Source organism: Streptomyces sp. NPDC030799, from assembly GCF_055572255.1.
In genome coordinates this window covers 485,679-512,176 of the sequence record NZ_JBVIDS010000005.1, presented here as the reverse complement: position 1 = coordinate 512,176, position 26,498 = coordinate 485,679, and the positions used below count along the sequence as shown (strand labels likewise).

Here is a 26,498-nt window from a genome sequence, read left to right as displayed (position 1 = left end):
GACGCTATGTTCGCTGGATATGGCCTGAAGCGGTGCCTACACGCCGGTCGGATCGCGCCGAACGGACCACCGTTCTGCCAGGCAACGACTTCTGGCCGATCGACGGCCAGTTGAACCGCTGGAACCACTTCACCGGCGCCAGCGCGTCAACCCTCAGGGACATCAGCGAGGGATCCCGCCGCTGCCGTCCGGTAACCGAAGGCACCCGAGAGCATGACAGACGCGAACAGCGCACTCAGGGACATACGGCAGCTGCTCCCACCGTAACGAGGCATCGTCGTCCAATTCCTCGGGACGGCCGTCGATACTCGCTATTCCTCAGCCAGTTACTCGCCCATCTCCCGGCCCCGTCTTCCTGGACCCGGTCGCGAAGAGCAACGCTCTGGGCGATCCAGCGCACCGCGCCCACCCACCGTTCCACCGAACCAGCGACGTGACCCGGGTCGGGGAGCGCATTCGCGTCCTTTGGCCTTGTGGGCGGTGGAGATGGTGATCTGGGCGTGTGACTCGGGGACGAGCTGGGCGACGGCTGCGAGGATGGCGTCGGTGCCGTGGGCGTCGACGAGGTTTACCAGCGGCTGCAGGTCACGTCCAGCTGGGTCGTGGGCAGCGTAGTCCTGCAGGTCGCCCCAGCAGGGGAAGAGGATCAGCTCGGGATGATGGGTGTATCGGCCCTCTTTGAGGTCACGGGCTGCCTGCGCCAGGGCACGCAGGCCGTCTCCTCCCCCAGCCAGAGCGACGCGAAGTCCGACGTTCATGAACGTCATGACCTGGGCCATGGCCCCGACATTGGTGCGGCACAGCACAGCGTCGGGACTGGTGACGGGGCCGATTTCAGTGGACACGTTGGGGGTGCCTGTGAGTCGGATGGGGGGCGTCGGCCAGGTGGAGCCAGCGGTTGGCTTCCTCAGCGAGGTAGGGGCCGAAGCGGAAGGACTGCGACAGGGTCAGCCTGGCGCCGTGGAAGCCGGTCATGACGTCCTTGGCTCCGCGCCATTGGTAGATGGCCTGGGGCGGAGTCGCCGTCCATGACAAGCTGGGTGTGGTCGCGTTGGGCGAGGAAGACCTGTTCCACGACCGGGTTGGTGTCCTGGGCTTCGTCCAGAAGCAGGTAGTCAGCGCCGAGTTTCGGCCGGGTGAGGGCCCAGATCTTCAGGTAGTGGTCGTGATCGAAGCGGACGCAGCCCTCGACGGGGTTTTGCAGGTCCGCCCAGGCCTTGTGAGCGATGGGGACGATGTGAGTGGCGAGTTCGCGGTGCAGGTCTGTGTCTTCCAGGCCGCGTAGTTTCGGTACGTGGTGGCGGGTGATCACGTCGTCGGCGGTGTGACAGAAGCGACTCACAGTGCGGACGAGTGCGTTGGACAGGGCACGTTGGGAGATATCGCGTTCGCCGATGCGGATGGCTTTGGTCAGGCCGAGGGCATGTCCGGTGTGCCAGGCGGGCCGACAGGGGGCGTTCAGGCGGCTCGTGTAGCGGTGACCGACGGCGGCGTAGGCGAGTGCGTGGGCGGTCTTGCACTGGACGGTGGGTGGGAAGCGGGCGGTAGCGTCCTGGGCGATGGCTCGGTTGTAGGCGAGGTAGCGGCCGCGTCGCGGGGTTGAGCGGGCGAGCATTTCCAGCAGGGTGGTGTTGCCGGTCCCAGCTCCGGCTTGCAGGGCAAGGTGGTCGCCCGCACGGAAGGCGTCCACAGCGGCGGTCTGTTCGTCGGTGGGCTTCACGGAAGGGGTTCCTTGGAGAGTTGGGTAAGGGCGTGCCCGACGGCGATGAGCAGATGTGCGGGGCCGGCATGGGCGAGTAGCTGGTGGATGGTGCGGCCGAGGTGGTCGATCTCCTGCTCGGCATAGTCGGCCAGGGCCACGCGCACCGCGTGTTCCATGAAGCGCTCGGGGATCAGGCCTTCGCGCCGGGCTGCGGTCGTGAGGATGGCCTGAGCCGCGGGTGGGAGGACGACGTTGAGGATCACCTTGTGTTGGGCGTCGGGGTAGTGGGTGGTTATCACATCGATGGGCAACCGGTCGCTGAGTCGTCGGCGTAGTCGGCGGGCTGCTTGATCGGGGGTGTCGGCTTTTACGAGTGCCATCAAGCGGGTGGCGTCATGGTTGGTGGCCACCGGCATCCTGCAGCGCGCTGTGTCGATTTCGGCCTGGCCCAGGGCGCGGGTGCGGGTGATCTCTAGGGCGTGGTGTGGCATCGGTCACCGTCGGCGGGTCTGGTGCGGCTTAGACCGTGTCCTACATGGCGGTTGGTCGTTGGGCTGCGTATGGGGCGGGGAACGTGGAGTTGGATTGTTCCGGACGGCTTGTGGGAGATCGCCAAGCCGTTGATTCCGGAGGACCGGGTGCGGCCGCAGGGCGGCGGTAAGCAGAACACACCTGATGAGACGCTGTTCGCAGCGATTATCTACGTGCTGCTCAGCGGCTGCGCATGGCGGGCCTTACCGCCGTGCTTCGGGATATCGAAGTCGACCGCGCACCGCCGGTTCATGACCTGGTCGCGAGCCGGCGTCTGGGGCCGTCTACACGAAGCGGTCCTGCACCAACTCGACGATGCGGGCCTTGTCGACGTCTCCCGTGTGGTCCTCAACTCGGCTCATGTGCGCGCTAAAAAAGGGGCGAACACACAGGTCCGAGCCCCGTGGACCGGGGCAAGCCGGGTTCCAAGATGCACGTCCTGTCGGACGCGAACGGACTACCCCTGGTCGTCGGTGTCTCGGCCGCCAACGTCCACGACAGCGAAGGCCTGACGCCCATGATCGCGGGTATCCAAACGCAACACGACCCGCATCGAGGCCGTCACTTCAAACCCAAGCGGCTTCACGCCGACAAGGCCTACGACATCCCTCACCTGCGGAAATGGCTATGGGGCAAGCACATCGGCGTCCGCATCGCACGCAAGGGAACCGAGTCCAGCGAACGCTTAGGGCGACGCCGGTGGGTGATCGAACGTACCATCTCCTGGCTGTCCGGCTACCGCAGACTCAGCCCCCGCTACGAGCGCCATCCCCGTAACTACCTGGCCTTTCTCGGACTTGCCGCAGCCCTGTGCTGCTACAAGCGACTCATCCGCCTCACCACATAGGACACGGTCTAAACAGGCGCCCGGATCGCCATGCCTGGGCTGGTGCGGGGTGTGCGCGGAGTCCGGGTGGTCGCGGCTCCTACGGCCGGAAGGTGAAACACCCGGGAGGAGGCGTGAGGGTGTCCTTGGAGATCTTGAACGACGAGATGTCGTTATCCATAGTGATGTAGTAGCGGTATCCCTGGTTGACCGCGGGAATCAGGGTGAGACGGTTCAGCGTCCACCCTTTGGGGATGTAGAGGCACGTGCCTCCGTAGTTGACGTCCCTGAAAACGAGCAGGTCCACCGGGGACTGCCCGCCGCCGTCCGTCCTCAGATAACATGACGAAGACGCATCGGCAGCCCTCCAGGCTTCTCGGAATCGCTCCCCGAGTGCGGGCCTTCGAATTTCGCACGCCGTGGACGACTGCAGGAGGGGGCGCTCGGCATCACTGGGAGCTTTCTCCCTGGCGGTACGCGCCCTTCAACGTCTTGCGTGCCTGGCTCCCATGACCGGGGACTCGCTACAGATCTCTCGTAAGCAGTCGTGACCGAGTCAGCATCGGCCGCGTGCCCAGTCAAGTGGTGCTTGGAGCCTGCCCGGCCCTGGTCGACCGGCGACGGGCCCGTGTGGAGCCCCCCTTTTAGGGCCCTGACGTGGGAAGTGTCGACAACGCAGCGGGACCAGTCCAGCCTGGCGGCCGCGTTCAGCTCGGCCAGCAGCACTTCGAGCAGCCGCTGCCAGACGCCAGCCTCGTTCCAGTCCCGCAGCCGGCGCCAGCACGTCATCCTGGAGCCGAAGCCGAGCTCCTTGGGGAGGTGTTCCCACTGGATGCCGGTGTGCAGCACGTACAGGACCCCGCACAGCACCTGGCGGTCCGGGACCGGCAGACGACCTGGGTACCGGAAGCGCCGCTCCTTCTTGGGCAGCAGCGGCTCGATCCGCTCCCACAAGTCATCCGGCATGATCCACGGCGAAGTCCCCACAGCCCGAACACCGCCCAACTCGGCAGTCGGGCACGGCCGCCAGCGGCGATACACCTCATTGTGTTAGCTGTTCTAAATCGACGGGTGAGAAACGACGAAGTCTGCTCGCTCTTCAGACGACCACTTGAACGGAATCTGGCTTAGGGAAAGGCATCATTTCCCAGCCTGAGGGCCAGCCTCGCTCACAGGGGTCTCCAGCTTCAGCCTCAAGTAGTCGAGGGATGCGCCACTTCCACCAATGTCCCTCGTCATCGCCTCGGCCGGGCCACTGGATCGTTGCCGCACGGAACCTCTCGTCGAGCTCATGGAGCCTTGGTTGCCAGACGGACTGGACGCGTGGGGGCAAGAGGGGCCAGATACACGCCAGCGCGCTGCGACACCAGATGTCGTTGGCCAGCTCTGGCGCGCACCACGAATACCCCTCTTCCACCCCTGCCACTTCGCCGGCCCAACGCGCCAGCAGTGAGTGGAACGTGCACGGCTGCCCGCCAGCCCAACGATCGGCGCCAGCAGAGACCAGAGCAGCGTGTACCGCCTTCTGCTCCTCTGTTGTCAGGAACATCCCGTCGACGGGTCCATGCGTTCGATCCATGCCTTGACTATCGCAGCGCAGGCAGCTCTTGCGCTGGCCTATTCAATCGGGGGTTTCTGATGAGGAACGGCAGGCAGTCCCGGGGCGACGGGCCCAGTCCGCTGGAACTGTCGGGCCTGCTCGCGCTTGCTGCGCAGGAAGGTGAGGGTGAGGCCGAGGCCGTCGGTTTCACCTCGCCAGTCCTCGGCGACGGCGCATGCGCGGCAGGCGAGGAGGTCCTCCTGCAAGCGAAGTGAGCCGATGCCGCCGCCTCCGGCGCCAGGCTACAACAACCCAGCGTCGCTGGACGTCCTGTTCGGGAGGACATCGTGACCGCCGTCGTCAAGCACGCGACGCGCCGGCTGCTGGAGGTCCCGAACACTAGCGCTGACCAGCAGAACCCGGTCCTGCAGCGGCAGGCCACCCTGATCCCCACCCGTCGTGGTGCCCTCTATAACTCCTCTCTCAATCGCGCCCAGGTGTGAGTGTCCAGGCTGTCATGGGGGCCGATCCGGGAGAGTTCGGCGCCGTCGCGTCCCAGGGCCACAATCACGGGACGGACTCCGCGGCTGATACGGGGAGACGTCCAAACAGCGATGAGACTGCGCTGCTCGGGAACCTCGATCCGGCGGACACCGAGGAGAACGTGCCTCACATCCCGCCCGAGGCGCACTTTGACGCAACTGATCCATGGGGCCGCGGTGATCGAGTGCGGAGCCTCAAGGCTGCGGGTGAGACTGAGCACGCCTGCTCCGTTGCGAACGTCGAGCACATCGACGTCGACAGGATCGTCTCCGGAGCCACTGCCGCCTCCGACCTCCCGCCACTGCTCGCCGAACCACTCCAGAAGCGCAATGTGCTCACGCATCTGCGACGACTTCGGACGCCACAGGAGCCAGACCGCCCCAACACCGGCAGTGCCGTCGACATCGGCCGACACCACGGCCTCAGCACGCACCGCGGTATCCACCACGGTTGCGGCTCATCTCCCGCCAGCGCCCGTTTCACCATTCCCCGCCGAAAACTCTCCCACCGGGATCCCGCCCACACGGCCTCTCCCCAAGCCTGCATGCGCCTGCGATACCCGGCACGGGAGGGCATCAAGCCCGATGCCGCTGAGGGGACGCCTCACACCCCCGACCAAAAGATCATTACGGGACAGCCCTTAGCCGGCCTGTTCTAGGCCCAGGTCGAAGCACTGTCACCCGGAATCGACTCCCTGCGGCTGCCGCCAAGGCCGGCCCGTGCCTGGAAGGAGACCTGAAGGCCAAGAAACGCACCACCAGCGGCCCCAACAAGACACGCATCGAAGTCTCCAGCCCGCGGCTCAACGCCAAGGACGAGGTCATCCGGGTTCGGGCCTTCTACCTCGACATCGCCCAGTGGGCGGCCGAGGAACCAGCCCGCTGGGGGCCATGGGCCGTCCCCTGCCGAACTCCTACCGACGAAGAACGGGACGCCTTTCTCGCCCACTTCGAGAAACGGAAGGTTTCCATCGGCACTTGCGCACGTGCCTTCGGAACACCGCGCATTCATGAGCACGCTTGGGTCAGGTGCTCACTCCTCCGACATGATCCGGCTCAGCGGGCACAGCTCGTTGACATTCGTGACAACCTCCACGCGCGCATTTGCCGAAGCCGAGCGCGAAGGCTGGCTCGGCGAGGTCGAGGGACTCCAGGTCAGCCTCGCCGGCGCAGAGGAGAAGCTTGTCCAGCTCGACCGGCGTCCGACCGGCAGCAGTGTCGTGGACCTCGGCATTCCCACCATCACCAACCCGATCTCAAGGCCCAGCAACACGGCGCCGACGGGGAAGCCCAAGCTCGGAGCTGAACCCACGCACGAAAAGCGAAAGCGATCTGCGGGTGATGTTGGATAGGTCAGGCTGACTGGCGAATCATGCGCGCCAGCGGTGTGCGAAACCTTCTCGCAGTGGTCCTCCAAGCAGGTCGAGCACCTGCTCGGCCGCGGCCGCCAACAGGGTGGGGTCGGCGTGTTCGGCCACAGCCTGATGGCCGTCCAGCAGGGCCTTGCCTCGTGCTGGGTCCGCGCTCAATAGTCTGCGGGGCAGCCACTTGCCGATGCCTGTCCAGGCGTTGTGGTGGGCGGTGAAAAGGTGTGTTGCCTCACACAGAGTGAAGTCGGCGAGGGAGAGCTGCTCGTAGCGATTGGTCGGCGGGGTGTCGATCAAGTCGTCCATGAAGCAGGTGAGGCCGCTGACGTATCAGCTCACGACGGCTGGTGTCCGAGTCCGGCAGGAGGACGGCCACGTCCAGATCACTCGTCGGAGCGGCACGACCCTGGGCGGCCGAGCCCCCCAGCATGGCACCCAGGGCGTGTGGGAAGAGGGTTGTGACCAAGTGCAGAGCTTGGGCGGCAGGAATTTCTTGATCATTCATGGAGACTCATCGTGCCAGCCCAGGGATGCACTCTCCGGAGGTCGAGGCCCACACCCCGTTCTCCAGTTCAGAGAAGCAGGCGTGTTCGTGCCGGCAGGGTGTCTGGGTCGGCACCTACCACGGACGCCACGACGGCACCCAGGTCGCGGTTACCGCCACCCGCGACGACACGCGTACCGAGCCTTACGCCTGGACGTGCACCTGCGGCGCCGCCCAAAGCTTCCCCACGCTGTACGGCCTGGACCGCAGTGCCTGGCGGCACACGCACCCCACCAGATGGGACCAACTGCGGCAGTCAGTGGGCCGCCCGGCGCCTCCGCATCCGCATCCGCATCCGCAGCAGCTGACCACCTGACCCGACGCCCGCGATGGCGACGCTTCCTGCCAGGTGTGTGAGGCCGCCGCGCTCATCACCGGCAATGCCACCCGGCGCCGGAGTGCAAACCCGGGCTATTGGGAGTTGCGGAATGGTCGGCCTTCCTCGGTCTGGCGCGAGCTGCTTGTGTGCGACTCCTGGGGTGGACGTCGACCCGCTCGGGCTAGTCGGCTTCCCCCAGGTAGCTCAGGGCTTGGCGGAAGTCGTCGAGGGCGGGCCTGAACTCGCAGGCGGCGGTGTGGAAGGTCGATCGGTCGATCAGGATCCTGGCCAGTGTTCGCGTTCCCTCTGCCGGGTTGTGCTGATACAGCCGGCGGGCCAAGCCCACTCCGTCGTCGAACAGGGAGCGCACTCGCTCCGCGAACCGATGGGTGCGGTTCTCCCAGTAGACGGCGGAGCGGATGGTGAGAAGCCGGTGCAGGCGGACCAGTTCGGCCAGATGCTGGTCCGGGTCCTGGGTGGCTCGCGAAGCGAGGGCGTCCACTTCCTCCCGGAGGGCATGGCGGCTGTCGAAGAGCCGCTGCTTGGCATCGGGCGACCACTGCGTGGGCGCCGTCCCCGAAGGCGGACGCGGTCCATCGGCGGCAGGCCGATCGCTTTCGGCGCTGGAGAAGGTCAGCAGCACCGCCCAGAACGACGTTTGATAGCCACTCCAGGACTTCCGCTCACCGGTATCGGCCAACTCCGTCAGCAAGACGAGTGCCTCTTGGCGCACGAGCGCCGCCTGCTCATCTCGGTCGTGAGTTTCGAGCATCTGTGCGTACCCGATGAGCGAGTAGAGATGGCAGGCCATCGGGCCGTGGTCGTTCGCGGCTTCGGCCGCTTCCATGCTGACGAGTGTCTCGAACGCGGCGAGTGCTTCGCTGGACCGGCCGGCGTCGTGGAGAGCGGCGATCCAGTCCAGCAGTGACCAGGCGAGACCCCCACTGCTGGGCCCGTCGGGCAGGATCGCTGCTACCAACTCGGTCATGGCATCGGCAGCCTCGGCATAACGGCCTTCCTCGGAAAGACCGGCAGCCCACTCGCGCAGCCCTTTGACCACGGGCTTTCCCGACAATTGGGCCTGCGCACGGCTGATGGCGAGCATCTCGGCGCGCATGGCGAGTCCTTCGGTGCGTCGGCCCACGGTGTACAGCTCTCTCTGACACGTGTCGAGGGCCCGGTACAGAACATCCGCGCGGGCGGGTTCGGTCGGATCGATGGACCGCGCCACGGCCACCGCTTCCTCGCACAGCGCGAGAGAGAGGGCATGCCTTTTACCGGAATCACTGTCGTAGCTCAGGCGTTGCAGCGCCCTGGCCAAGAGCGGCAGGTACGAGGCAGGGCTGACCTGAGCGAGCACCCGGTAGGCATCGACTTCCTCGCGCGGCGTGCGGCGTCCCGACGCGAGCAGCACATTCCGCGCCCGCACGATGTCGTCCTGATCGACCTTCCCCGAGTGATTCATAACCGAGATTCTCGGTGTCCCGGAGAGGGCCGAACAAGGCTGGTCGCTTGTGCCGTTCCTCCTACGAAAGTACCGCCTGACCTGTCATGATGGAGGTGACATCACTTCCCCGGGGCTACTGGCAACTGCGGCCGTTCGGAATTGCGGAAATCCCGACGTGCGAAGTCCGCTGCTCCAGCCGAGCCTTGTGTTGCCGGCGTCGTGGGACCAGGCCACCGCGCAGGTGACACAGATGCCCAGTACGTCGCTCGACACCGACGCCGGAATCTGAGCTGCAAGATCCAGCAGGGCTGTGTTCCGGCTGGCACGAGCACGGATGCCGAGCCGGTTGAGCCGCACTGTCAGGTGGCTTGCGGTCATGGCCTGTCCAGCGCGCCCCCCGGGAAGAGCCACGGACCTTGCTCGTTCTGTCCCACGACAGCGAAAGCCTGTCGACCGCGGGCGAGTTCGAGGAGCAATGATCCCAGCGGCTCGGGAATCTCCACTGGACGGGGATCACAGCTGGAGCTGAACGCCACCAGTTCCAGCAAGGATCTTGTCTGTCGTGAGCTGGGCGATGCGGGACACCGGCTGGCCGCAGAGCGCGACGAGGCAGCCAGCCAGTGTGTCGGTGAGGGCGAGATCTGCGTCGTGGAGAAGGCGTTTGCTGATCTGCCAGCGCTCGTCCCCTTCAACGAGGCGCTCTGTGCCGCGCGACGTACCCCGCGGGGGAACGTGCACCGCGGGTATGTGGCCTCGTGCAGCGGACCACGTCAGGAAGCTCCTGGCCTGTGTGTGCTTCCGGCCCGTCTGAGCCAGCCATTCGTCGGTCTGGGCCTGATCGCAAGTCGTCCAGACTGCCTCCGCGCTGACGCAGCCAGCGTTGCAGAGCAACCGCCGCGTAGATGTCGTGCCGCACGGTCTGGCACTGCCCGTGCGTGACAGGGCGACGCCGTGCGCGGGACTGAAGACGCCTGGGCTGCAGCGACGTGGCGAGGCGTCTGAAGAGCGCTCGCTCCTGCCGGTCCTCCACCCGTTGGAGAAAGGCGCTCAGCCGGCGCTCCAGCGACGCTAGTTGCTCATCTCGGGCCGGCAACACGTCGGTGGCGACGAGAGCGGCTCGCAAGTACGTCACAGCCCTCGATTCCGGCATCTCGTCCAAGGTGGCGTGTGTGACGGGTCCTGTCCCCTCGGCCAAGGCACGCAGGATCTGCTTGGGCCGCCGGTGGGAGAGCCAGAGCAGCAGCAAGGACGCCTTGTAGTCGGTCAGCGCCGAGGAGACAGGTTCGAGCTCCGGGCGCAGGTCTCCGCTGTGGTTCGTCAAGGCGGTGTGCAGCTGCCGCGGGGCTGCACAGGCGGCGCAGAGTCCGAAGTGGTGCAGGCGTTCGCGTGTTCCACATTGAGCGCAGTGGCGTCTCGACGAGGGATGCTTGCGGGAGCAGACCGTGCACAGGGACCCTGCGTCGATGCGGCCGTAGACCCGCATGGTTCGTCCGCAGTCGACACACGGTTCCCGGCGGCGGGCGCAGGCTTCGCACAGCCCGTCGCCGTTGCCCAGGCGGACGAACACGGCTGCACCCTGAGCAGGGGGCATGTGCGCTGCGGGCCCCGCAGGTCGCACAGCGAGGAGCCTCGGACTTGGAGTAGTGGCACGGCTTCTCTCGTACGCATACCGAGCAGGTCGTGACCGGTGGACGCCAGCAGATCCGCAGATGGCGTGGCCGTCGGCGTCTTTGACAGTCCGAGGCCACAGGCGACCGCAGAGGAAGCAGGTGCTCATATTGATGGGATCGCAAGGCATGCACGGGTAGCACAGTGGCTCGCCTTCGTGGGTGCGGGTGGGGACGTGCTGGGTCTGACCGCAGCGGCTGCATGGCTCGAGGCGGCCGGCCTCGTAGCACGCCGGGCAGCATCGACCGTCCTTGCTGCGGAACTTCAGGGGCTTTGCCAGCCCGCAGACGGCGCACGGAGGGCGGACAACCTGGGCACCGGCATGGAGCAAGCCGTCGATCAGCGAGATCACTGCCGGGGAGCCTTGGGCACCGCCAGCGGTGAGCAAGCCTGGACGGTGGCGGAGTTGCGCGGCGGTCTTCCGTCGCTGGTGGGCGTGGGACAGCGATTCCTTGATGGTGGCTGTGGCGGTCTGTCCATCGAGGCCGGTGTCGAGCTGCTTCAGGACCCTGAGGATGACGTCGGTGCCGTCCTCGGCAGGTGGGTGCTTTTGGCATCTTGGCAGGCCGTCCTGGTCGTGGCAGAAGACCTTGAGGGGCCTTCCGCAGGTCGCACACGGCTGCCGGGGCTCACCTCCTGTCGTCTTGCGCCTGCAGTGGGAACAGAGCCGGCGTGCCGCGTCCCGGTGTTCCAGCGGCGTTGTCCGGCCGCACCCGGCGCATCGAGGTAACACCAGGCGCCGTGTTCCGTAAGGAAGCAATGCGCGGATCAGCAGCTCCACATGGCGTGGGCCTTCACCTCGGCCACTCGTCAATGGATCGGGATCCGTGGCCAAGGCCTGAGCCAGCCGGCGCAGTTGCATACGAGCCGGGTCACTTGAGCGGCGGCCTGATCGGTGATCGCGACAGGGAGATCAGGCTCCGCTCCGCGACAGCGTCGACGACGACCGCTATCGGCTTGAGAACGAATGCGGGGGTGCCGGCCGAGTCGGAGGCACTTCGGATCACGGGTGACGCGGGCACGACCCCGCCGGGTCCGAGATCACCGTCGTCTACACCATCCCCGGCACCAGCAAGTACGGCACCCTCTTCGGCCAGTACGACCCCGCCAGGGGAAACGCCACCTTCAACTACACGATCGACTACCCACCCGCGGACTCGACGCTGAGCATCGGGTTCGAGATCGCCTGGACCGACGGCACCTACTACAGCAACACGCAGCCGTATCGAGATCCAGCAGCCGCGCAACCAGCACCGGCCTGGACACCCACAACGCCTCCGTGACCTCATCCCACTCGTCCGGTTCCCCCACGCCACACCCTTCCGCTCGCGGAGGCCGACACCGGCCATCGTGCCGCCGCGCCGCTACCACAGGATCAAGAAGTGCCGTTCTCAAAACAGTAGAGCGGAGTGGGGTATACGGCCCCATGACAGCCGTGCCCACTGCAGATACCGCTCTACGACAGTGACACTGTCCAACACCAAGGCGCGTCCGCGCAGGTGACAGCGGAGAGCACTTGTCGGTGGATTTGGACGGCTCTGCGGTAGCCTCCCGCAGAGCCTCGCCCGTAAGGCATGATCGCGAACATGAGCGAATCAGAAGTGGACCTGCTCTCACGGATGTGGGAAGAGCAAATGCGCGCGCCATTCCCACCACACATGCGTGGTCGAGAGATCGAAGGCGAAGACATGGTGTTGCTCGACACGGGCATCGCCGGCTGTGTCGTCTCGTCGCTGTCAGGGCCTCTTGACGAGAAGCGTCGCAAGGTCCTGCTCCTCTGCCTTGCGGCCGTTGAGAAGGTCCTGCCGTCGATCGATGATGAGGACGGCGCGTCCGAGTACTACAGGCACCTGCGGGACATGGCTGCGCTGGCTGTCGAACTCGGGAACGCCAACGCTCGGTAGCGTCGAGTGTTGCGGGCAGTGGATCAGCCGGCGGCCTGCTGTTCGGCGCGGGTCGTGGTAGTGGTGAGGCTGTAGACACCTCACTGTGCCAGGCGGTCAAGCCGGTGTCGTGAGAGGCCGGTGTAGCCTTCTGCCTGTTCTATTGCGGGCAGGGGGTGGGGATGCGTTGGACGTGGCGCGGGTCATGGAGTCGTTGGCAGAGCAGGGTGTGACGGTGTTGTTCAAGGTCGACGCCGAGCGCATGCGCGACGGGGCGAAGCCCTGGACCTTGGTCGCGAGCGGAGCTCCGTTTCGGGATGATCTCTTGGTTCGCACGGACGCCGTCTCTCTGGAGGCGTGCCTGGATGTCTGCCTTCCACGACTGCATGAGCTTGGCTTGGTGATTCCCGATTGACGGCGCGGCCCAGAGCGGGCAACGAGCCGTGCTCGAGCTGCCCGAAGGGTCATGGTGGGACTGGGACATCGTCGCCTGGGACCCTGGTCGGTTGCGTCTGGGCGCCGGGCACGACATCTCGTATGCCCACGGCCTGGAGCTGGTGTTCAGCGACCCGGTCCTCGTCACGTGCCCGGCCGCCTTCCAGGACCCGATGTTTCGTGCGCCAACGGCTGACGAGGTCCGACTCGTTGCCCGGCAGGTCGGCGAGACGCCGCCCGTACTGATTGCCTTCGAGGCCGATGCGGGCGGGCCGAGTCTCGCCTCGGGCCTGGTCGCGGCCAGGCAGCTCGACATCGTCCACGGAACCGTCTTCCGGTACTGGCGCGAGCATCTGGCAGTCGGGGAACGGCTGGCTCCCTGGGTGGAACCTCCGGTTTGATCGGCCCTCGGCTTATGCGGCCGCCGCACCAAAGGCTTCACCTGAGGTGGGAAGGCGGCGACTTCGTCGAACAGCCGGCGGTTCTTGAGGCAGTGACAGAGCTGGCCGAGCAGCCGGTTGAAGTGATTGCGCTGGGCGGCGGCGTGCCAGTCGGAGTGCTCGTCGCGGCGGCGCCGGCGGTGGGCTTTGGCTCCGATGGAGGCCGGCAGGGAGGCGAAGGCCCAGAGGTGTCCCGCATGGTTGAGACGGTCGTTCTTCACCCCCGTCGGGTGATGCTCGACTTCTTCCCGGAGGCCCGGGTGATGGGTGAGGCGCCGGCGTAGGCCTTGAGGCCACGGGCGTCGGCGAACCGGGCGCGAGCGTTTCCGATCTCGGCAAGCCCAGGGCGCCGAGCTGGGTGCCGAGGCCAGGAAAGCTGAGGATGATCTCCGCGTCAGGAGGCTGCGGGAAGGTCTCCTCCACCGCCTGTGCGAGTCCGTCCGCGGCGGCGCAGGCGGCCGTGAGCTGGCCCGGGAGAGCGAGCATTTGCCTGACCAGCGCGTCCTCGACCAGAGGCGGCTGGTGGGCCAAGTCCTGGCCGAATGCCGCGCGGAGCCGCTCGGCTTCGGCCTCGACACCGCGCTTACGGCCCGGACGGCAGCCGGCAGCTGGGTGGTGCTGCTCCGGTTCCCTGCTGGTAGCGGGCTGGGCCCGCCGGCGGCGTACGCGGCGCGGTCGGACAGGACCGCGACCGGATGCCGTCCAGTGGCCGCGGCGAGGGCGACCATCTTGCGGTGCATGTTGATGCGGGCCCGGGAGATGAAGGTGGCGCGGATGTTCGGCCGCCACGTCGGCCGGGCGCGAGCAGGTCGGGCCGCCCTACTGGGGGAGATGAGCTCGTAGCTCCCACATTGCGGTTCTTGTGGTGGACGCATCGGCCTGATACCACGGCCGCGCTCGAAGAAGCCCGGCCGCAGCAGCACCTCGAACGCGGCCGCGAGCACCTGGCCGGCGATCCGCGGCCCTGCCGAAGTCACCGAGCGGGAAGCGTATCGCCCAGCTGCTCGTCACCACCGGCGACGTCTACCATCCGGATGCCGACGCCGTCGTCGGGGTCGAGCTCGCCGGCGCCGAAGACAACGTGTGCAGCAACTGCAGGGCGGGCCGCCGATGACGACGTGGCCTTGCGGTCGCCTCGCAGAAGCTGCCGGGCAAGCCGAAGCACATGGTGGTGGCCGCCACAGGCGAGTCCTCCAGCTGTGGCAAAGGTGCGGGCAGCTACTCGCCGAGTCCGAACTCATCAGTGGCGCGGTGAGCACATGCCTCGGATACGCGTGCGCCGCAGAGCGCGGCACAGCTTCAGTTCTCGCCTGGCCGGGGCGCGCCGCTGCCGGGGCCCATGTCGCGGCCCGCCTGGCGTTGACTTGCTTCTCATTGGTCGTGGCGATGAGGGCCCGGCAGCCGGTTGGCCATCTTCTGCGGGAGTGAGGCCGGCTTGAGGTTGCGTTCGATGGACAGCAGATTAGCCGCCGGGGACGAGGCGAGGAGGGTGACGTTGTCGGGCTGCCGCGCGACGCCGGCCAGCGATGGCCAGGCGGCACCTAGTGCAGAGCTTGAGATGTGCCGCGCTGGAGGCGGTCTCGATGCCCACTCCTTTCATGGCCCTCCGCAGGTCTGTCAGCGGACCGGCAAAGCGGCGGTCCTCCTTTGGCCGGATGGACTCGGTCCGGGCCTCCGGCAAGGGTGACGTCGGCAAGTTCAGCCTGGAGATACGAGACCGCTTCGGTACTGCGGTGGCGCAGGTGTCGAACTCCGAGCGACGCCGGTGGCGTAGCTTCACGATCTTCCGGACGGGTACGTCCCTGATATTGGCCGGAAACACAGTCCGGACAGCTAACATGCCGACCGCTGTCCCGCCGCTCGGTCACCTGACTGGTAAAGGAAGCTGAAGTTGTGCTCGACCTGCCGGCACCGGCACCGCGCTCGGGCCTGCCCTACGGGGAGTTCGTCACCGGGCGGGCGTGGAGCACGGAGAACTGCGCGGTGGCCGGCTGCGGACGGCCCCGGATCGACAACGGCAAGCAGCAGGTCGGCCGCGCCCGCTGGTATCAGTGCCAGGCCCGCGGCGTCACCCTGGAGAGACTCCTCGCCGGCCCGTCCGTCGAGTCCTCGGCCAGCCTGGGCGACTGCGGCGTGCTGGCCTGCACCCGGGAGGCGGCCGGCCCGGTGGGCCTGCGGCTGTGTGAGACACACGCACGGCGGCCGGTCCGGCTGCACCGGGACGGCGTGGAAGTCGACAAGCAGGAGTGGCTGCGAACCTGCGATGCCGCCTCGTGGGCTACCGAGGTGAGCTTCCGCGGCGCCTGCCGGACCTGGTCGTCGCCCAGCTGATGTTCGGGGTCTACCAGCGCAGCCGGAGGCGCGCGAAGACGGAGACGGGTTCGGTGCGCGCGCTGATCGTCCGGACCGTGCGGTCCTGCGGCGCGGCTCGGCCGCAGGGACGTGCCGCGCCCGCAGGCCAACGAGACGGCCGTGGTTCTGCTGAACCGGACGGGCGCCTTCGCGTCCAGGGTCTTGAAGACACCGGAGCCCGAGCACGCCAAGGACGTGTGGGACCTGGCGCCGTTCGGTCACCGCGGCTCGCTGGTCTTCACCGAGCCGTCCCAGCGGTGGCTGCGGGAGGCCGCGAAGCGGTGCGCCCGGACTGCCTCAACCGGGTCCGCTCCAAAAGCAGCGCGTCCCACGCCCAGCAGCACCTGCATGGCTCGGCCAGGCTCTCGCAGTGCCTGCGGGCCCGCCGGACAAGGGCGTTGACCGGAGCGTGCCAGCCCGCGCGGACATTCGAGAACTTCCTGAACCGGATCGTTCCTGCAGGCCAACGAACACTTCACGCTGAGCCGCCCGCGCCGCAGATCGGGAGCTCATGGCCCAGCTGAGGAAAAGAGCATCACTGTTTGCGGCGAAGTGAGTTTCGCCATGCCTTCCCTCGATGCAATATCGGAGCCCCCGACCTCTTAGGCGACAGGGACAGCTGTGACCGCAACTCTCGAATCGGTGTTACGACGTGCCCTGCGGGACCGGCCCGGGGAACTGCTCGCCGCCTCCCGTCCGGACCTCCCTCCCGAGCCGAGTGGTGAGGAGGTACCCCACGTCATGGCCGCACTCGCGGCGATCATCGCAGGCGAGCCGCGGCGCGCGTCATCCATCTTGGAAAGGGCCGATCCGGGCACGCGCGCGAGCCCGGAGGGGGCGGCCCTAGGCCACGCAGCGGTCATGCTCGACCTCAACTGGTGGCCCGGCGACACCGGCGCCCAACTGGCCACTGCGATGCCGGAGCTTCGGGAGCCGGCGGCCCCGGACACCGGAAACATCCGGGCGGACCTGCTGCTGACGATCATCAGCAAGGTACAACCGGAGCTGCTCAGTCTGCGCTCGATCATTCGGTCGATGATGCGCCTCCGGCCCGGGCAGAGCCCGGAGATCCTCCAAGACCTGTCCGGTTCCTTGCAGGGTGCGCTTCGGGTTGCGGCTGAGCAGGACGTGGTAGTGGCGGCGACTCTGGCCGCGGAGCTCGCCGATCTCCACCGCCTCGCGGGCTCCTGGAGCGAGGCCGAGCGCAGCTTGGCGTGGGCTCAAGAGGTCTTCGCCCAGTTGGATGATCTCGCCGGGAGGGCGCGGTGCCGGCTTCTTGAGGCGGAGTGGCTGACCGCACCCGTGACGTTCACCGACACACTCGCGTTCGACCTCGCCGACCTCGACACGGAGCGCACGGTTCCCACGGCCGAGTCGGCCGCCGAAGCCCGCCGACTGTACGGGGAGGCACGGCAGTTGTTCCGTCGTGCGCACGCCGATCGCGGTGTCGCCGCGACCTATCTCGGGGAGGGATGCCTGGCCCTTCTGTGCGGCAGTGCTGAGCGGGCCGAGCGCCTCGCACGGCTGGCGGGGCTGTTCTCCCGACGGGCGGGTGACACTGCTGCGATGCACCTGGCCAATGTCCACGCCGCGATGGCAGCGATCGCCGCCGGCCGCCTGAGTGCCGCGACCGCGGATGTCGCCGAGTCCATCGAGCACTGGGCCTGCGGTCCGGGCAGCGCCAGCTTCGGCAGCGGTCTGGCCCGCCTCGTCCACGCCTGCGGTCACGCATGGTGGCGGGCGGACGACACGGAACGGGCCCGCTGTGCCCTGACGCTGGCCGTGGACATGTCGAGCAGGCTCTCGAATGCGTTGGCTCTCCGCATGGTGCTGAGCGACGCGGGTGAGCTGTACGGAGGCCTGAACAGCAACGGACCGGCGATCGCCAGTTATCAGACGGCGCTGGCCGAGCGCCTCCGTCAGGCCGCCGGAAGCTCCGCGGACGAGGTGATGGAGCCGCTGGCCTGGTTGGAGGTCTCGTCCCTGGCGGCCGCCCTGTTCAATGTGCAGCTCAGTGAGCGCGACCCGGACGGGCTGGAACGGGCGCTGGACGTCGTGCGGCTGCTGACCGACCACGCACCGGCTGGTCTCACCGTCTGCGCCACCGACGAGGACCTGCTGCAACGTCTGGGACCTCGGCAGCGAGCACTCACCACGCTCGGTGAACACCGGTTCGTCCCGGTACCGGGCGCCGCCCAGGACCCGGGTTTCGAGCCGGAGGCGGTGGCGCTGACGCTGGACGCGCTGACGGATTTCCTGACCATGGGTGACGTACTGGTACCGCTGTTCCGGGCTCGGCAGCACCAACACGCCGGCGAGGACGCCGAAGCGGACCGTCTGATGGGCGTCGCCCTGGAGCGTGCCCGGGCCCAGGGAGCCGCCGGCCGGTCGCTCCTCGTGGTGGTCCTGCAGGCCGCCGAACGGTACGACGAGGCGCGGGCCGTGGTCAGGGAGCTCTTGGCGGACACCCCGGACGCCGACCCCGCGCACCAGCTGAACCTGTGGACGCAGGCACGGAGCTACGAGGACGCCGCCCCCGTCGTCGCGTCACTGCGTACGACGAGGCCGGCCGCGGGATGGCGGGACCTCACCGACTGGGGAAGGGTTCTCGCCGCCGTCGACGACATCGACGGTGCTGCGGAGGTCCTGGAGCGAGCGCGGGCCGCCTTCGAGGAGCGGGTGGCCCGCTTCACCCGTGACGCGTTCCGTGTCTCGATCACGGACGATGCGCAAGCCCGGGAGCTCTACACGCTGGGTGCCGATGTCGCCCGGCGGGCGGGGCGGACCGAGGACGCCTTCATGCTGACCGACCGGCTGCGGTCACTCGCCCTGGACGCTCTCCTGGAAGACCTCATTGCACGCACGCGGCACACGCCCGAGCAATCGGCGGCCTTGCGGCGCTGGAGCCGCGCCGGCGCTGCCTGGACCGGGGCATACGACCTGCTGGCCGCAGCGGGCCACGAAGGAGTGCCGGGCCGCGTGGAGCCGGCACGCCGGCGGCTCGATCGGGCCCAGTCCGCCCTGGAATCGGCCGAACGCGACCTCGAACAGCTGGTTCCCGGGCATCTGCTGCGGCATCGGCGCCCGAGAGCGCCGCTGCGGCTGGCCGACGTGCAACCGCTGCTGCCCGATGACACCGTGCTCGTCGAGTACCTGGTCGGCTGGGATCGGATCCTGATCTGGGCGGTGACGCGGCGTCATGCCCTCGTGCGCGAACTGCGTGTCGAGACCCCCGACATCAGCGGGGTGGTCCGGCGCTTCCACAGCGGGTGCGCCCGGCTTCGTCCGACCGCCGGCACACAGGACGCCGACCGGCTGAGCGAGCTGCTGCTCGACCCGGTGTCCGCCGTTCTGAAGGACCATGGGCGGATCATCGTCGTCCCGTCAGGGCCGCTGCACCTGGTGCCCTTCCACTGCCTTCCCTTCGGGCCTGACCTGCTCGGCAGCCGCCATGTCGTCTCGACGCTCCCCGCGGCGTCCGTGCTCCGGCATGTCACCGGTCACTCCCGGCCGGACCTCGCACGCGGAGCACTCGTGGTCGGCGACCCGTCCTACGACCCGGACCGCGGTTTGAGGCACCTTCCCGGGACACGGGTCGAGGCGACACGGGTGGCTGCTCGGTACGGGGCCTCGGCCCTGCTTGACAACGACCCGACGGAGGAGCGGGTGAGCCGCGCAGTTGCCGGTGCGGGAGTGATCCACCTGGCCACGCACGGCCAGGTTTCCGCCGAGGCACCGACTCTGTCGTCCGTGGCCCTCGCCGGTGCCGACGAGCTGACCGTGGCCCACCTCATGGGCCTTGAGATCGACGCAGATCTCGTCGTCCTGAGCGCGTGCGATACCGGTCGCGGCGACACAACCCTTGGGGGAGACCTTGTTGGGCTGGTCCGCGGCCTGCTGGCTGCCGGAGCACGGAACGCCGTGGTCTCGCTGTGGCCGGTGGACGACACGTCCACGTGCGTGTTCATGGACCGTTTCGCGGCGCGTATCGCCGCCCACGACACTGTGGCGGAGGCGCTGGCGCTTGCCCAACGCGATCTGCGCGCCATGGACGGCGCCGCACGCAGCGCCGCCTTCGCAGACCTGAGCGTGCCGACGGGCACCCCTGCAGCATGCGGCAGGCGGCGCACGACCCGCGACGTCCCGCCCAACCCTGCTTTGGAGAACATCGCTGATGACCACCCGTACTGGTGGGCTCCCTTTATTCATGTCGGCATTTGAGTCCCACCAGGAGCGCACTCCTGGGCGGCGAGGGGAGCGTGCTGTGCCACCCGCCGACGGCCTCTCAACGTTCATCGTAGGCATTCGTCCGGGCAGGTCGGTCGGCCCGCGACTCACGGTCAGAGGGAAGACTTCGATAACCGTACGAAGGGCAACGGGGATTCGACGGCACGCGGATCGCCGGGGGCGCGCGGGTGTGTACGTCGCGCGCTCATCGTGCGCCCCGAAGCTCCGGTTCCAGGGGCCGAGGGGGCTACGGCCCGTGCCGTCGCCCTCCGCTGGCGGCCTTGTCCGTGGTAGGACGTTCCTCCAGGTAGCAATCCGGTACTCGGGGGTCCCGTCATGAGGCGAGCACTGCTGATCGGAAGTGAGACGGGTGGGTTGAGCGGCGTCCACGCCGATGTCGAGGTGATGGGCGAGGCCCTGGCCGGGCTCGGCTTCACCGTGATGCCCGCCACCGGCAAGGACGCCACCGCACAGGGGATCGCCGCGGGTTACCGGGAGCTGGTGGAGGACAGCGGTCCGGACGACGCGGTGGTCGTCTACTACTCCGGGCACGGCGGCCGCCAGCGCAACCCCTTGGCGGCACAGGACCCGACGCTGCCGACTTGGCTGCAGTACATCGTGCCGACCGACTTCGACAACCGCTCCGACAACCGCAGCCGTTGCCTCCTCGCCGAGGAACTGACACGCCTTCAACTGGAGCTCACCGACCGAACCCGCAACGTCACCGTGATCCTGGACTGCTGTCACGCCGCGCGCATGTCCCGTTCCGGCTCGGCCGTTCCCAAGGCCCTGGAGCACCTCCACCTTCCCGAAGAGGACCTGGTCCAGCGCTGGCGCGAAGCGCGCGCCGGCCGGCCCCTGGGTGCCGACGCCAACCCGCACGCGGTGCGCCTGGTGGCCTGTGCCCCGCATCAGAGCGCCTACGAGCTCCACGACGCACGGCTCGGCCGCAGCCATGGAGTGCTCACCGCGGCGTTGGTGCGGCTGCTCACCGGATCCGACCCGGGTGCGCTCACCTGGCTGGACATTCTTGAGTCAGTGCGCGGCGCCGTTCCGGCCGCCGCTGCCCCGCAGCGGCCGGACGTGGAAGGGCCTGCGGACCGGCTGCTCTTCTCGTTGCGGACACGTGGCGGTCAGGGCGTCCTGCCGGTCCGTATCAAGGATGGAGTGGCAGTCCTGCCCGACGCCGCGGTCTTCGACGTCGCCGTGGGCGACCGATACGAACTTGTGGCTGCGGGTGACGAAACCCGGCTGGCGGGTGCAGTCGTCGCGCGGATCAGCAGGGGTGACGCCGTGCTGGCTCTGGAAGGAGTGTCCGACGCCGCAGGTCTGCCGCCAGGCGTGTCCGCCTGGCCGGTCGGTGCAGTGCTGGGCCAACGTCCAGTACTCGTACTGCCCGCCGGCCACCCGGGCCGTGACCGGATCGCCCGGGAACTCGCGTCCTCCGCACGGGTCCGGATCGTCGAGGAGACCGACGACGCGCTGGCGACCGTAAGTCTGGAGGGTGAGCGCGGTTACGACCAGGCGGTTCACGTGGCAGACGGCATGGGGCAGCCGCTGTCCGGGGAGGCCATGCCACTGGACAAGGCGGTGGAGGCTGTGCGGACGCTGGCGCTCGGGTCATACGTCCGCCGACTGCCGTCCGGCACGGGCAGGTCTGCGTTGCCACCCGACGTTGAGGTGAAATACCTGCGCCTGCTGTCCGGAGGCGGTGAGGAAGAGCTCACCCATGGTGCTCACCTGTTCGTCGGCGACCGGCTGTTGCTGCGGATCACCAACCGAAGCGCTGAGCGCCGCTTCGTCTCCGTGTTCGACGTCGGTCTGGCCGGTGCCCTGACCTGGCTGACCTCGTCGGAGCAGGGCGGCGTGACGCTCGAACCGGGCGAGCAGTACGAGTTGGACTACGGGTGGGATGGCGGGATTCCGCTGCAGTGGCCGGAGAAACTGCCTGCCGGACCGGCCCGGGAAGAGAGTTTCGTGGCCATCGTCACCGACCGGCCGGTGGACCGGCTCGGCCTGCTCGGGCGGGCCGGTAAAACGCGTGGTATTCCTTCAGCTTCCAACAGCCTGGAGTGGCTGGTCGACCGCCTCGACACCGGTCGCCGGGACGTTCCCGCGCCCCCTGGACGGGACGGGGGCGTGCGCTGGGAGGTCAGGCCCTTCGACTTCCTGCTCCACCCGGCGCGCAGGGCCGGCGCGGACGAGCCGACGTTCGAGATCGACGAGCGCCCGGACGAGTCCTTCCGGCTGGTCACTCCCCGCGGCCAGGACATGCCTGGCAGAGTGGCGGTGCGGCTGAAGGAACTCACCGTGCACAGCAACCGCGCCTTTCTGCGCTCGCGGGTACGTATCGATGCCCTGGTCGTTACTGCCGCGCCGGACGAGGCGGGCGGCCCCTACCGGGCCGCTACCCTGCGCTTCGACCGGATCAAGGACGGTGACCGACTGCCCTTCGACGACGTGCTGGTGTACGAGGGGCCGGTGAACCGATTCCTGGACATCGCGGTGTGGGTGGCCAGGGATGACTCACCCGATGTGGATCTCGCCGAGGGAATGGCGGCTGAGACGGGGAGCGAGGAGGTGTCCACTGCGCTGTCCACGCTGACCGCGTTGGCGGCCGCTGAGCCCACCGCCGCCGTCGTCGCCGGTTCCGCCGCGGCCGTGGCGATCCTCATCCGCATGGCGGCCCGCCTGATCGACCAGTCGCGCGGTACGAGCATCGGGGTGTACCGCACGACCCTTCTCCCCCATCAAAAGTTCGGGGTGGGTGACGGGGTGGGGCGGCATCCGGCTCAGGGTCTGCTCAGGGCACAGGACATGTCGCTGGTCTTCGAGGTGGTGGACCTGAGCCACGCCTGATCAGTCGCCGTCTGCGTCGTTGGTCGCACGGAGATAACAGACGAAGGCGCCCCAGTTGAGTACGGGGTCACCTGCGGCATGCCGTTCGCGCTGCGCGGCGCGCAAGGCTTCGGCCGGTCCGTGGCCTTGGTTGAGCAGCCGGTAGAAGCTGATCATGAGATCGCGGGTCGGCCCGTCGGGGACCTTCCACAGGCTGGCGACGACGGCTCGTGCACCGGCCCGCAGGAACGCCGCTCGCAGGCTCACGTGGCCGTCGGGAGCGGTGATTTCGCCGACCCCCGTGTCGCAGGCGGACAGCACCACCAGCTCCGTCGCGGCCAGGTCAATACCGGTGACGTCGGCCACCGTGAGCAGTCCTGTCTCCGCCGCCGGTCCCGGGTCACCGTGCTCCAGCCAGGTGTTGGCGCCAGCCAGCGCGAGGCCGCTGCGCAGATCGGGCTCGCGGCGCAGGTTGTCGTACCGGCCCGCCAAGCTGCTGTCGCTTCCGCGTAGCCGTCGGTTCATGAACTTGGGGTCGCTCGGCGGAGCGCCTGCGAGCGTGTAGCCATGCGTGGCGAGGTGCAGCACGCGGGGTGAACGGAGTTCCCGCAGCCTGGCCTTGGTCGCGTCGCGGCCCGTGAGCACCAACGCTTCCGGCCGTAGCTCGGCGATGCCGCGGGCTTCCTCGGCCGTGCCCTCCAGCGGCTGGAACAGGGAGTCTGGGTTGGCGGACCCCACGCGGCCCAGCTCGTAATCGGGGGCAGCCAGCACGACGTCGGGCCCCGCCTCGGCGTCCGCCCGGTTCGGTCCGGCAAGCTCGTCGAGGGCCGTCACGTAGTCGACGTCGAACGACGAGAGCAACGGCGCGGGGCCGGCGGGGAGCACGCCGAGCGGCACGTGCAGCAACGGCCCGTCCAGCGCCACCTTCAGTCGCCGGCACCCCGCCAGGTGCGGCAGTAGCGGCTCGATCAGCAGCCGCGCCAGTACGTGGGGGGCGTCCCCGTCGTCAGTGCCGATGGGGCGAGGCGCCACGTCCCGGAACGCCGCCGCCCGCCCCGGCCCCTCCAGCGCTGCCCGCGCGCGCCACACAGCCTCGTCGACGACGGCCGTCTGCCCCAGCGCCACGGCGGCTGTCTGCTCCTCGGCGGGTCCCACCACGAGCGCCACATACGCGTCGGCCACTCGGACGATGTTGATGAACCGGTCATCACTGCCGAGAAAACGGCGCGCGGTATCGAGAACCTCGCCGGCCAGCGGCTCCGCCCGTCGGCCGGAGCGAGCCTCGCGGCGCAGCCCCGCCTCCAGCTCCCTGCGGCGGGCGCGCAGCCACCGCAGTTCTGTCCCATGGCGCAGCCATCCCTCCCCGGCCGCTCCGGGTCGGTTGTCGGTGTCCGCTGTCTGATACCGCGCCTGGTGGCGGGTCGCCATCCGGGCCACTACGGTGCTCAGTTCACGCTCGGCAGGATGGGGAGTCGGGCTGAGTCGCCACGGGCGCGACAGCAGGTCAGGCAGCCGCATACGCCATGCGGACACCGCAGCCATCTCATCGCCTCCGCACTTCATGGTGAGCAGGCCGAGCAGATGCCGGTCGGCGTAGGCAGCGAAGGCACGGATGACCTCCTCGCGTCGGCGGTCGTCGAGTGCGGCGGCCGTGCCGGTCTGCAACCATGCGCCGGCCGAGCGCAGAGCCTCCCGGGACGCCTGCAGTGCACGGCTCCCGTCCGTGCTCAAGGAGATCGAGAACCATGTCGCCGCGACGTCCAGGGCGGCGTCCCCGGACAAGGCACGTTGCACCTCCAGCGCCTTCTCGTACCAGGATGCGGCACTGCCCCGGTCCCCCCTCCGCGATGCGACCCGGGCAGCCCCCAGCAGCCGTACAGCAAGATCGGTGCTTGGCTCCTGAGTCAGGGCCTTCGTGATTTCCACGGCCCGGCGGTAGGCCAGATCGGCCGTCTCCCAGTCTCCCGTGGCCTCGGCCAGCTCGGCCCGTCCGGACCAGGCGGCAGCCGTCGACGGGTGCGGCGGCAGCGTCGCGAAGACGTCGAGACAGGCCTGGTACTGCCGTGCCGCCTCCTTGCTCAGCAACAAACTGGCTTGGGCCTGGACCTGGGCCAGGAGGCAGGCGGCTTCTCCGACATCCGCGTCCAACGGCTTGCGCAGGTTCCGCAGGAGGGTGAGCCGCTCCTGCAGTGGTGCGATCGCAGCGAGCGGGTCGCGGGGCCGCAGGCAATCCGCGTACAACGCCAGCGTGATGGCGACGACTTCGCTACGCGGTCCGAACGCGGTGCGTTGGAGTGCCAATGCCTCCTCGAAGAGAAGCACGAAGCGGTACGCGACCCGGCCGCTGACCTCCGCCGTCTCTCCGGTACGAGATGCGGCGACTGCCTGCCGCACCAGCGCCTGAGCCAGTTCGGGATCATCGGGTGAGAGATGTTCCCGGCACCACCGAACGACGTCAGCCGCCGCCTGCGCCGCATCGCCGCTGCCCGTCGCCAAGGCGGCATCGGCCCGCTCCCTCAGCCGCGCGTACTCCTCGTCCGCAACCACCCTCGTTTGTTGGCCAGTCCGCAAGATCATGAAACGTCCCCAGTTGCTCCACCGCTCTATGGCGGCATCGACAACGCCACTGGACACCCGGTCCGCGGACGTCGGCTGCCCCCTCCCGGGCCGCCGGCCAGCCGAAGGGCAGAGGGGCGCCCCCCGCCGGCCGGGGGTTCGCCCGCCGCTACGGCTTCGGCTTCGACCGACCCGTGCAGTGGGAAGGTGAGGCACTGGGTGCGTCAGGAACGCTGGAGGAGGTCTTCACGAGCTGTTCCGCGATCGACACTTCGGGTCGGCTGGGCCAGGCTCAAAAGGCTTGCGAGGTGGCGGCCCGATCCGCTGCTGCCTGGACGGCGGGGATCAGGTCTGCAGCCCGTTCGAGCTGGTCGCGCTGAGAGCGAAGGCCCAGGGCGCCGAGACGTACGACGATGTGCTGTACGCCGGCGGCGACGTACCGTCCAAGGCTCTGGAGCACCTGGTCGGTGGAACCGGTGACAACTGCCTGGATCCTCTCCAGCTCCTGCAGCGGCATGCCGTAGGTGGCCCGTGCGTAGGCGTCCAGTGCCAGACGGCCGCTCTCCGTGTCGTCGTCGATCCGTACCGAGACGAACAGTGCGGGGGTGATGTCCTCGGCGGCACGTCCGGCGTCGGCGGCAGCTTTGCGGACACTGCGGAGTCCGGATGCGTAGTCGGCGGGGTCAGGCGGGTAGGGCAGCCATCCGTCGTACATCCGGCCGGCGCGGGCCAGCGCCGCGGGGGTCGCGCCGCCGAGCCAGATGGGCGGGCCGCCGACTCGGAATGGCCTGGTGGTGGGCGGGATGTCATCGAACCGGAGGATCTCGCCGTGGAAGGCGTCAGCGCCGTCCCACAGGGCCCGCCACATTGCGACAGTCTCGTCCAGGCGCGCGAAGCGCCTTTCCCACGGCAGCTCGGACAGCGCGTAGAGGGGCCGCCCGAAGCGGCCGGGGAAGCCTGCGCCGACGGTCACGGTGAGCCGGCCACCGGACAGCAGGTCGATCGAGGCAAGTGACTGCGCGGTCTGGATCGGCCGACGCAGAAACGGCATCAGTGCAGCTGTGCCCAGCGTGACGGTCTCGGTCACCGGGGCCAGCGCGGCCAGCATGGTGAGCGCCTCGATGCGCGGGCTGATCAGAGAATCGTTGACGAAGAGCGAGGAGAAACCCGAGCGTTCGGCGTGGCGGCCGAAGGCAACCAGCTCGCGAGGGTCGTCGGCCGCGTCCCACTGGGCGGTTCCGGTTGGAAGCAGTACACCAATGTCCATGTCGGCGATGTTCC

17 protein-coding genes and 3 pseudogenes are annotated in these 26,498 nt (G+C 68.4%); 9 read left to right on the top strand and 11 right to left on the bottom strand.

All coding sequences use genetic code 11. The annotated features are described in order from the left end of the window. Positions 1–455: 455 nt before the first annotated feature. A pseudogene (locus tag ACZ41I_RS16000) lies at positions 456–1,720 on the bottom strand (UvrD-helicase domain-containing protein); the annotation flags it as partial. Then, positions 1,717–2,193, bottom strand: coding sequence for a hypothetical protein (locus ACZ41I_RS15995; protein ID WP_468514380.1), 477 nt, complete (start codon positions 2,191–2,193; stop codon positions 1,717–1,719). The pseudogene ACZ41I_RS16000 and the gene ACZ41I_RS15995, both read right to left, overlap by 4 nt. Positions 2,194–2,262: 69 nt before the next feature. Here ACZ41I_RS15995 and ACZ41I_RS15990 point away from each other — a divergent pair. Next, a protein-coding gene (locus ACZ41I_RS15990) for an IS5 family transposase (RefSeq protein ID WP_468514379.1) occupies positions 2,263–3,080 on the top strand; the annotation gives its coding sequence in 2 pieces (ribosomal slippage) (positions 2,263–2,611 and positions 2,611–3,080; 819 coding nt in all). A 546-nt stretch (positions 3,081–3,626) separates the two neighbouring features. Here ACZ41I_RS15990 and ACZ41I_RS15985 read toward each other — a convergent pair. Beyond that, a pseudogene (locus tag ACZ41I_RS15985) lies at positions 3,627–4,025 on the bottom strand (IS5 family transposase); the annotation flags it as partial. Between the two features lie 1,043 nt (positions 4,026–5,068). Next, the gene (locus ACZ41I_RS15980; protein WP_468514378.1) at positions 5,069–5,590 is read right to left on the bottom strand and encodes a hypothetical protein; all 522 of its coding nucleotides are present in this window, start codon (positions 5,588–5,590) and stop codon (positions 5,069–5,071) included. 597 nt (positions 5,591–6,187) lie between these two features. On the opposite strand from ACZ41I_RS15980, the gene ACZ41I_RS15975 reads away from it, so the two are divergent. Further along, complete coding sequence (locus tag ACZ41I_RS15975) at positions 6,188–6,493, top strand: hypothetical protein (protein WP_468514377.1); 306 nt, start codon at positions 6,188–6,190, stop codon at positions 6,491–6,493. 18 nt (positions 6,494–6,511) lie between these two features. Here ACZ41I_RS15975 and ACZ41I_RS15970 read toward each other — a convergent pair whose 3' ends face one another. Both ACZ41I_RS15970 and ACZ41I_RS15965 read right to left on the bottom strand, forming a co-directional pair. Continuing rightward, a complete protein-coding gene (locus ACZ41I_RS15970) occupies positions 6,512–6,814 on the bottom strand; it encodes a hypothetical protein (RefSeq protein WP_468514376.1) in 303 nt (100 codons plus the stop codon). Further along, a complete protein-coding gene (locus tag ACZ41I_RS15965) occupies positions 6,741–6,938 on the bottom strand; it encodes a nucleotidyltransferase domain-containing protein (protein ID WP_468514420.1) in 198 nt (65 codons plus the stop codon). Before ACZ41I_RS15965 ends, ACZ41I_RS15970 begins: the two co-directional genes overlap by 74 nt. 100 nt (positions 6,939–7,038) lie before the next feature. Here ACZ41I_RS15965 and ACZ41I_RS15960 point away from each other — a divergent pair, with 100 nt between their 5' ends. Continuing rightward, positions 7,039–7,368 carry a hypothetical protein gene (locus tag ACZ41I_RS15960; protein ID WP_468514375.1) on the top strand — a complete coding sequence of 110 codons (330 nt, stop codon included), beginning with the start codon at positions 7,039–7,041 and terminating at the stop codon, positions 7,366–7,368. A 184-nt stretch (positions 7,369–7,552) separates the two neighbouring features. Here ACZ41I_RS15960 and ACZ41I_RS15955 read toward each other — a convergent pair whose 3' ends face one another. Next, complete coding sequence (locus ACZ41I_RS15955) at positions 7,553–8,836, bottom strand: hypothetical protein (RefSeq protein ID WP_468514374.1); 1,284 nt, start codon at positions 8,834–8,836, stop codon at positions 7,553–7,555. A 3,236-nt stretch (positions 8,837–12,072) separates the two neighbouring features. Here ACZ41I_RS15955 and ACZ41I_RS15950 point away from each other — a divergent pair. The 3 genes from ACZ41I_RS15950 to ACZ41I_RS15940 all read left to right on the top strand — a co-directional run bounded on the left by ACZ41I_RS15950 (position 12,073) and on the right by ACZ41I_RS15940 (position 13,205). Then, the gene (locus ACZ41I_RS15950; RefSeq protein ID WP_468514373.1) at positions 12,073–12,390 is read left to right on the top strand and encodes a hypothetical protein; all 318 of its coding nucleotides are present in this window, start codon (positions 12,073–12,075) and stop codon (positions 12,388–12,390) included. A gap of 172 nt (positions 12,391–12,562) precedes the next feature. Next, on the top strand, positions 12,563–12,784 hold the full coding sequence (locus tag ACZ41I_RS15945) for a hypothetical protein (RefSeq protein ID WP_363220806.1): 222 nt from the start codon (positions 12,563–12,565) through the stop codon (positions 12,782–12,784). Positions 12,785–12,812: 28 nt separating this feature from the next. Continuing rightward, entirely contained in the window at positions 12,813–13,205 is a 393-nt protein-coding gene (locus ACZ41I_RS15940; protein ID WP_468514372.1) for a hypothetical protein, read from the top strand. Positions 13,206–13,249: 44 nt separating this feature from the next. Here the strand turns inward: ACZ41I_RS15940 and ACZ41I_RS15935 are convergent. Next, positions 13,250–13,841, bottom strand: a pseudogene (locus ACZ41I_RS15935) (transposase); the annotation flags it as partial. An 865-nt stretch (positions 13,842–14,706) separates the two neighbouring features. Further along, entirely contained in the window at positions 14,707–15,084 is a 378-nt protein-coding gene (locus ACZ41I_RS15930; RefSeq protein WP_468514371.1) for a DUF6236 family protein, read from the bottom strand. Between the two features lie 53 nt (positions 15,085–15,137). On the opposite strand from ACZ41I_RS15930, the gene ACZ41I_RS15925 reads away from it, so the two are divergent. From ACZ41I_RS15925 to ACZ41I_RS15915, 3 genes are all read left to right on the top strand, one after another. Next, positions 15,138–15,575: a hypothetical protein gene (locus ACZ41I_RS15925; RefSeq protein ID WP_468514370.1), complete on the top strand. Its 438-nt coding sequence runs from the start codon at positions 15,138–15,140 to the stop codon at positions 15,573–15,575. 882 nt (positions 15,576–16,457) lie between these two features. Then, the gene (locus ACZ41I_RS15920; RefSeq protein WP_468514369.1) at positions 16,458–19,817 is read left to right on the top strand and encodes a CHAT domain-containing protein; all 3,360 of its coding nucleotides are present in this window, start codon (positions 16,458–16,460) and stop codon (positions 19,815–19,817) included. A gap of 342 nt (positions 19,818–20,159) precedes the next feature. After that, on the top strand, positions 20,160–22,682 hold the full coding sequence (locus tag ACZ41I_RS15915) for a caspase family protein (protein ID WP_468514368.1): 2,523 nt from the start codon (positions 20,160–20,162) through the stop codon (positions 22,680–22,682). Here ACZ41I_RS15915 and ACZ41I_RS15910 read toward each other — a convergent pair whose 3' ends face one another. Continuing rightward, on the bottom strand, positions 22,683–25,208 hold the full coding sequence (locus ACZ41I_RS15910) for a CHAT domain-containing protein (RefSeq protein WP_468514367.1): 2,526 nt from the start codon (positions 25,206–25,208) through the stop codon (positions 22,683–22,685). It abuts the gene before it with no gap. A 301-nt stretch (positions 25,209–25,509) separates the two neighbouring features. Beyond that, positions 25,510–26,484: an LLM class flavin-dependent oxidoreductase gene (locus ACZ41I_RS15905; protein ID WP_468514366.1), complete on the bottom strand. Its 975-nt coding sequence runs from the start codon at positions 26,482–26,484 to the stop codon at positions 25,510–25,512. Positions 26,485–26,498: the final 14 nt, after the last annotated feature.

Coding starts and splice junctions, on each gene's coding strand:
- ACZ41I_RS15995 (WP_468514380.1), bottom strand. CDS start 2,193: ATGCCACACCACGCCCTAGAGATCACCCGCACCCGCGCCCTGGGCCAG.
- ACZ41I_RS15975 (WP_468514377.1), top strand. CDS start 6,188: ATGATCCGGCTCAGCGGGCACAGCTCGTTGACATTCGTGACAACCTCC.
- ACZ41I_RS15970 (WP_468514376.1), bottom strand. CDS start 6,814: ATGGACGACTTGATCGACACCCCGCCGACCAATCGCTACGAGCAGCTC.
- ACZ41I_RS15965 (WP_468514420.1), bottom strand. CDS start 6,938: ATGCTGGGGGGCTCGGCCGCCCAGGGTCGTGCCGCTCCGACGAGTGAT.
- ACZ41I_RS15960 (WP_468514375.1), top strand. CDS start 7,039: ATGCACTCTCCGGAGGTCGAGGCCCACACCCCGTTCTCCAGTTCAGAG.
- ACZ41I_RS15955 (WP_468514374.1), bottom strand. CDS start 8,836: ATGAATCACTCGGGGAAGGTCGATCAGGACGACATCGTGCGGGCGCGG.
- ACZ41I_RS15950 (WP_468514373.1), top strand. CDS start 12,073: ATGAGCGAATCAGAAGTGGACCTGCTCTCACGGATGTGGGAAGAGCAA.
- ACZ41I_RS15930 (WP_468514371.1), bottom strand. CDS start 15,084: ATGTTAGCTGTCCGGACTGTGTTTCCGGCCAATATCAGGGACGTACCC.
- ACZ41I_RS15920 (WP_468514369.1), top strand. CDS start 16,458: ATGCTCGACCTCAACTGGTGGCCCGGCGACACCGGCGCCCAACTGGCC.
- ACZ41I_RS15915 (WP_468514368.1), top strand. CDS start 20,160: ATGAGGCGAGCACTGCTGATCGGAAGTGAGACGGGTGGGTTGAGCGGC.
- ACZ41I_RS15905 (WP_468514366.1), bottom strand. CDS start 26,484: ATGGACATTGGTGTACTGCTTCCAACCGGAACCGCCCAGTGGGACGCG.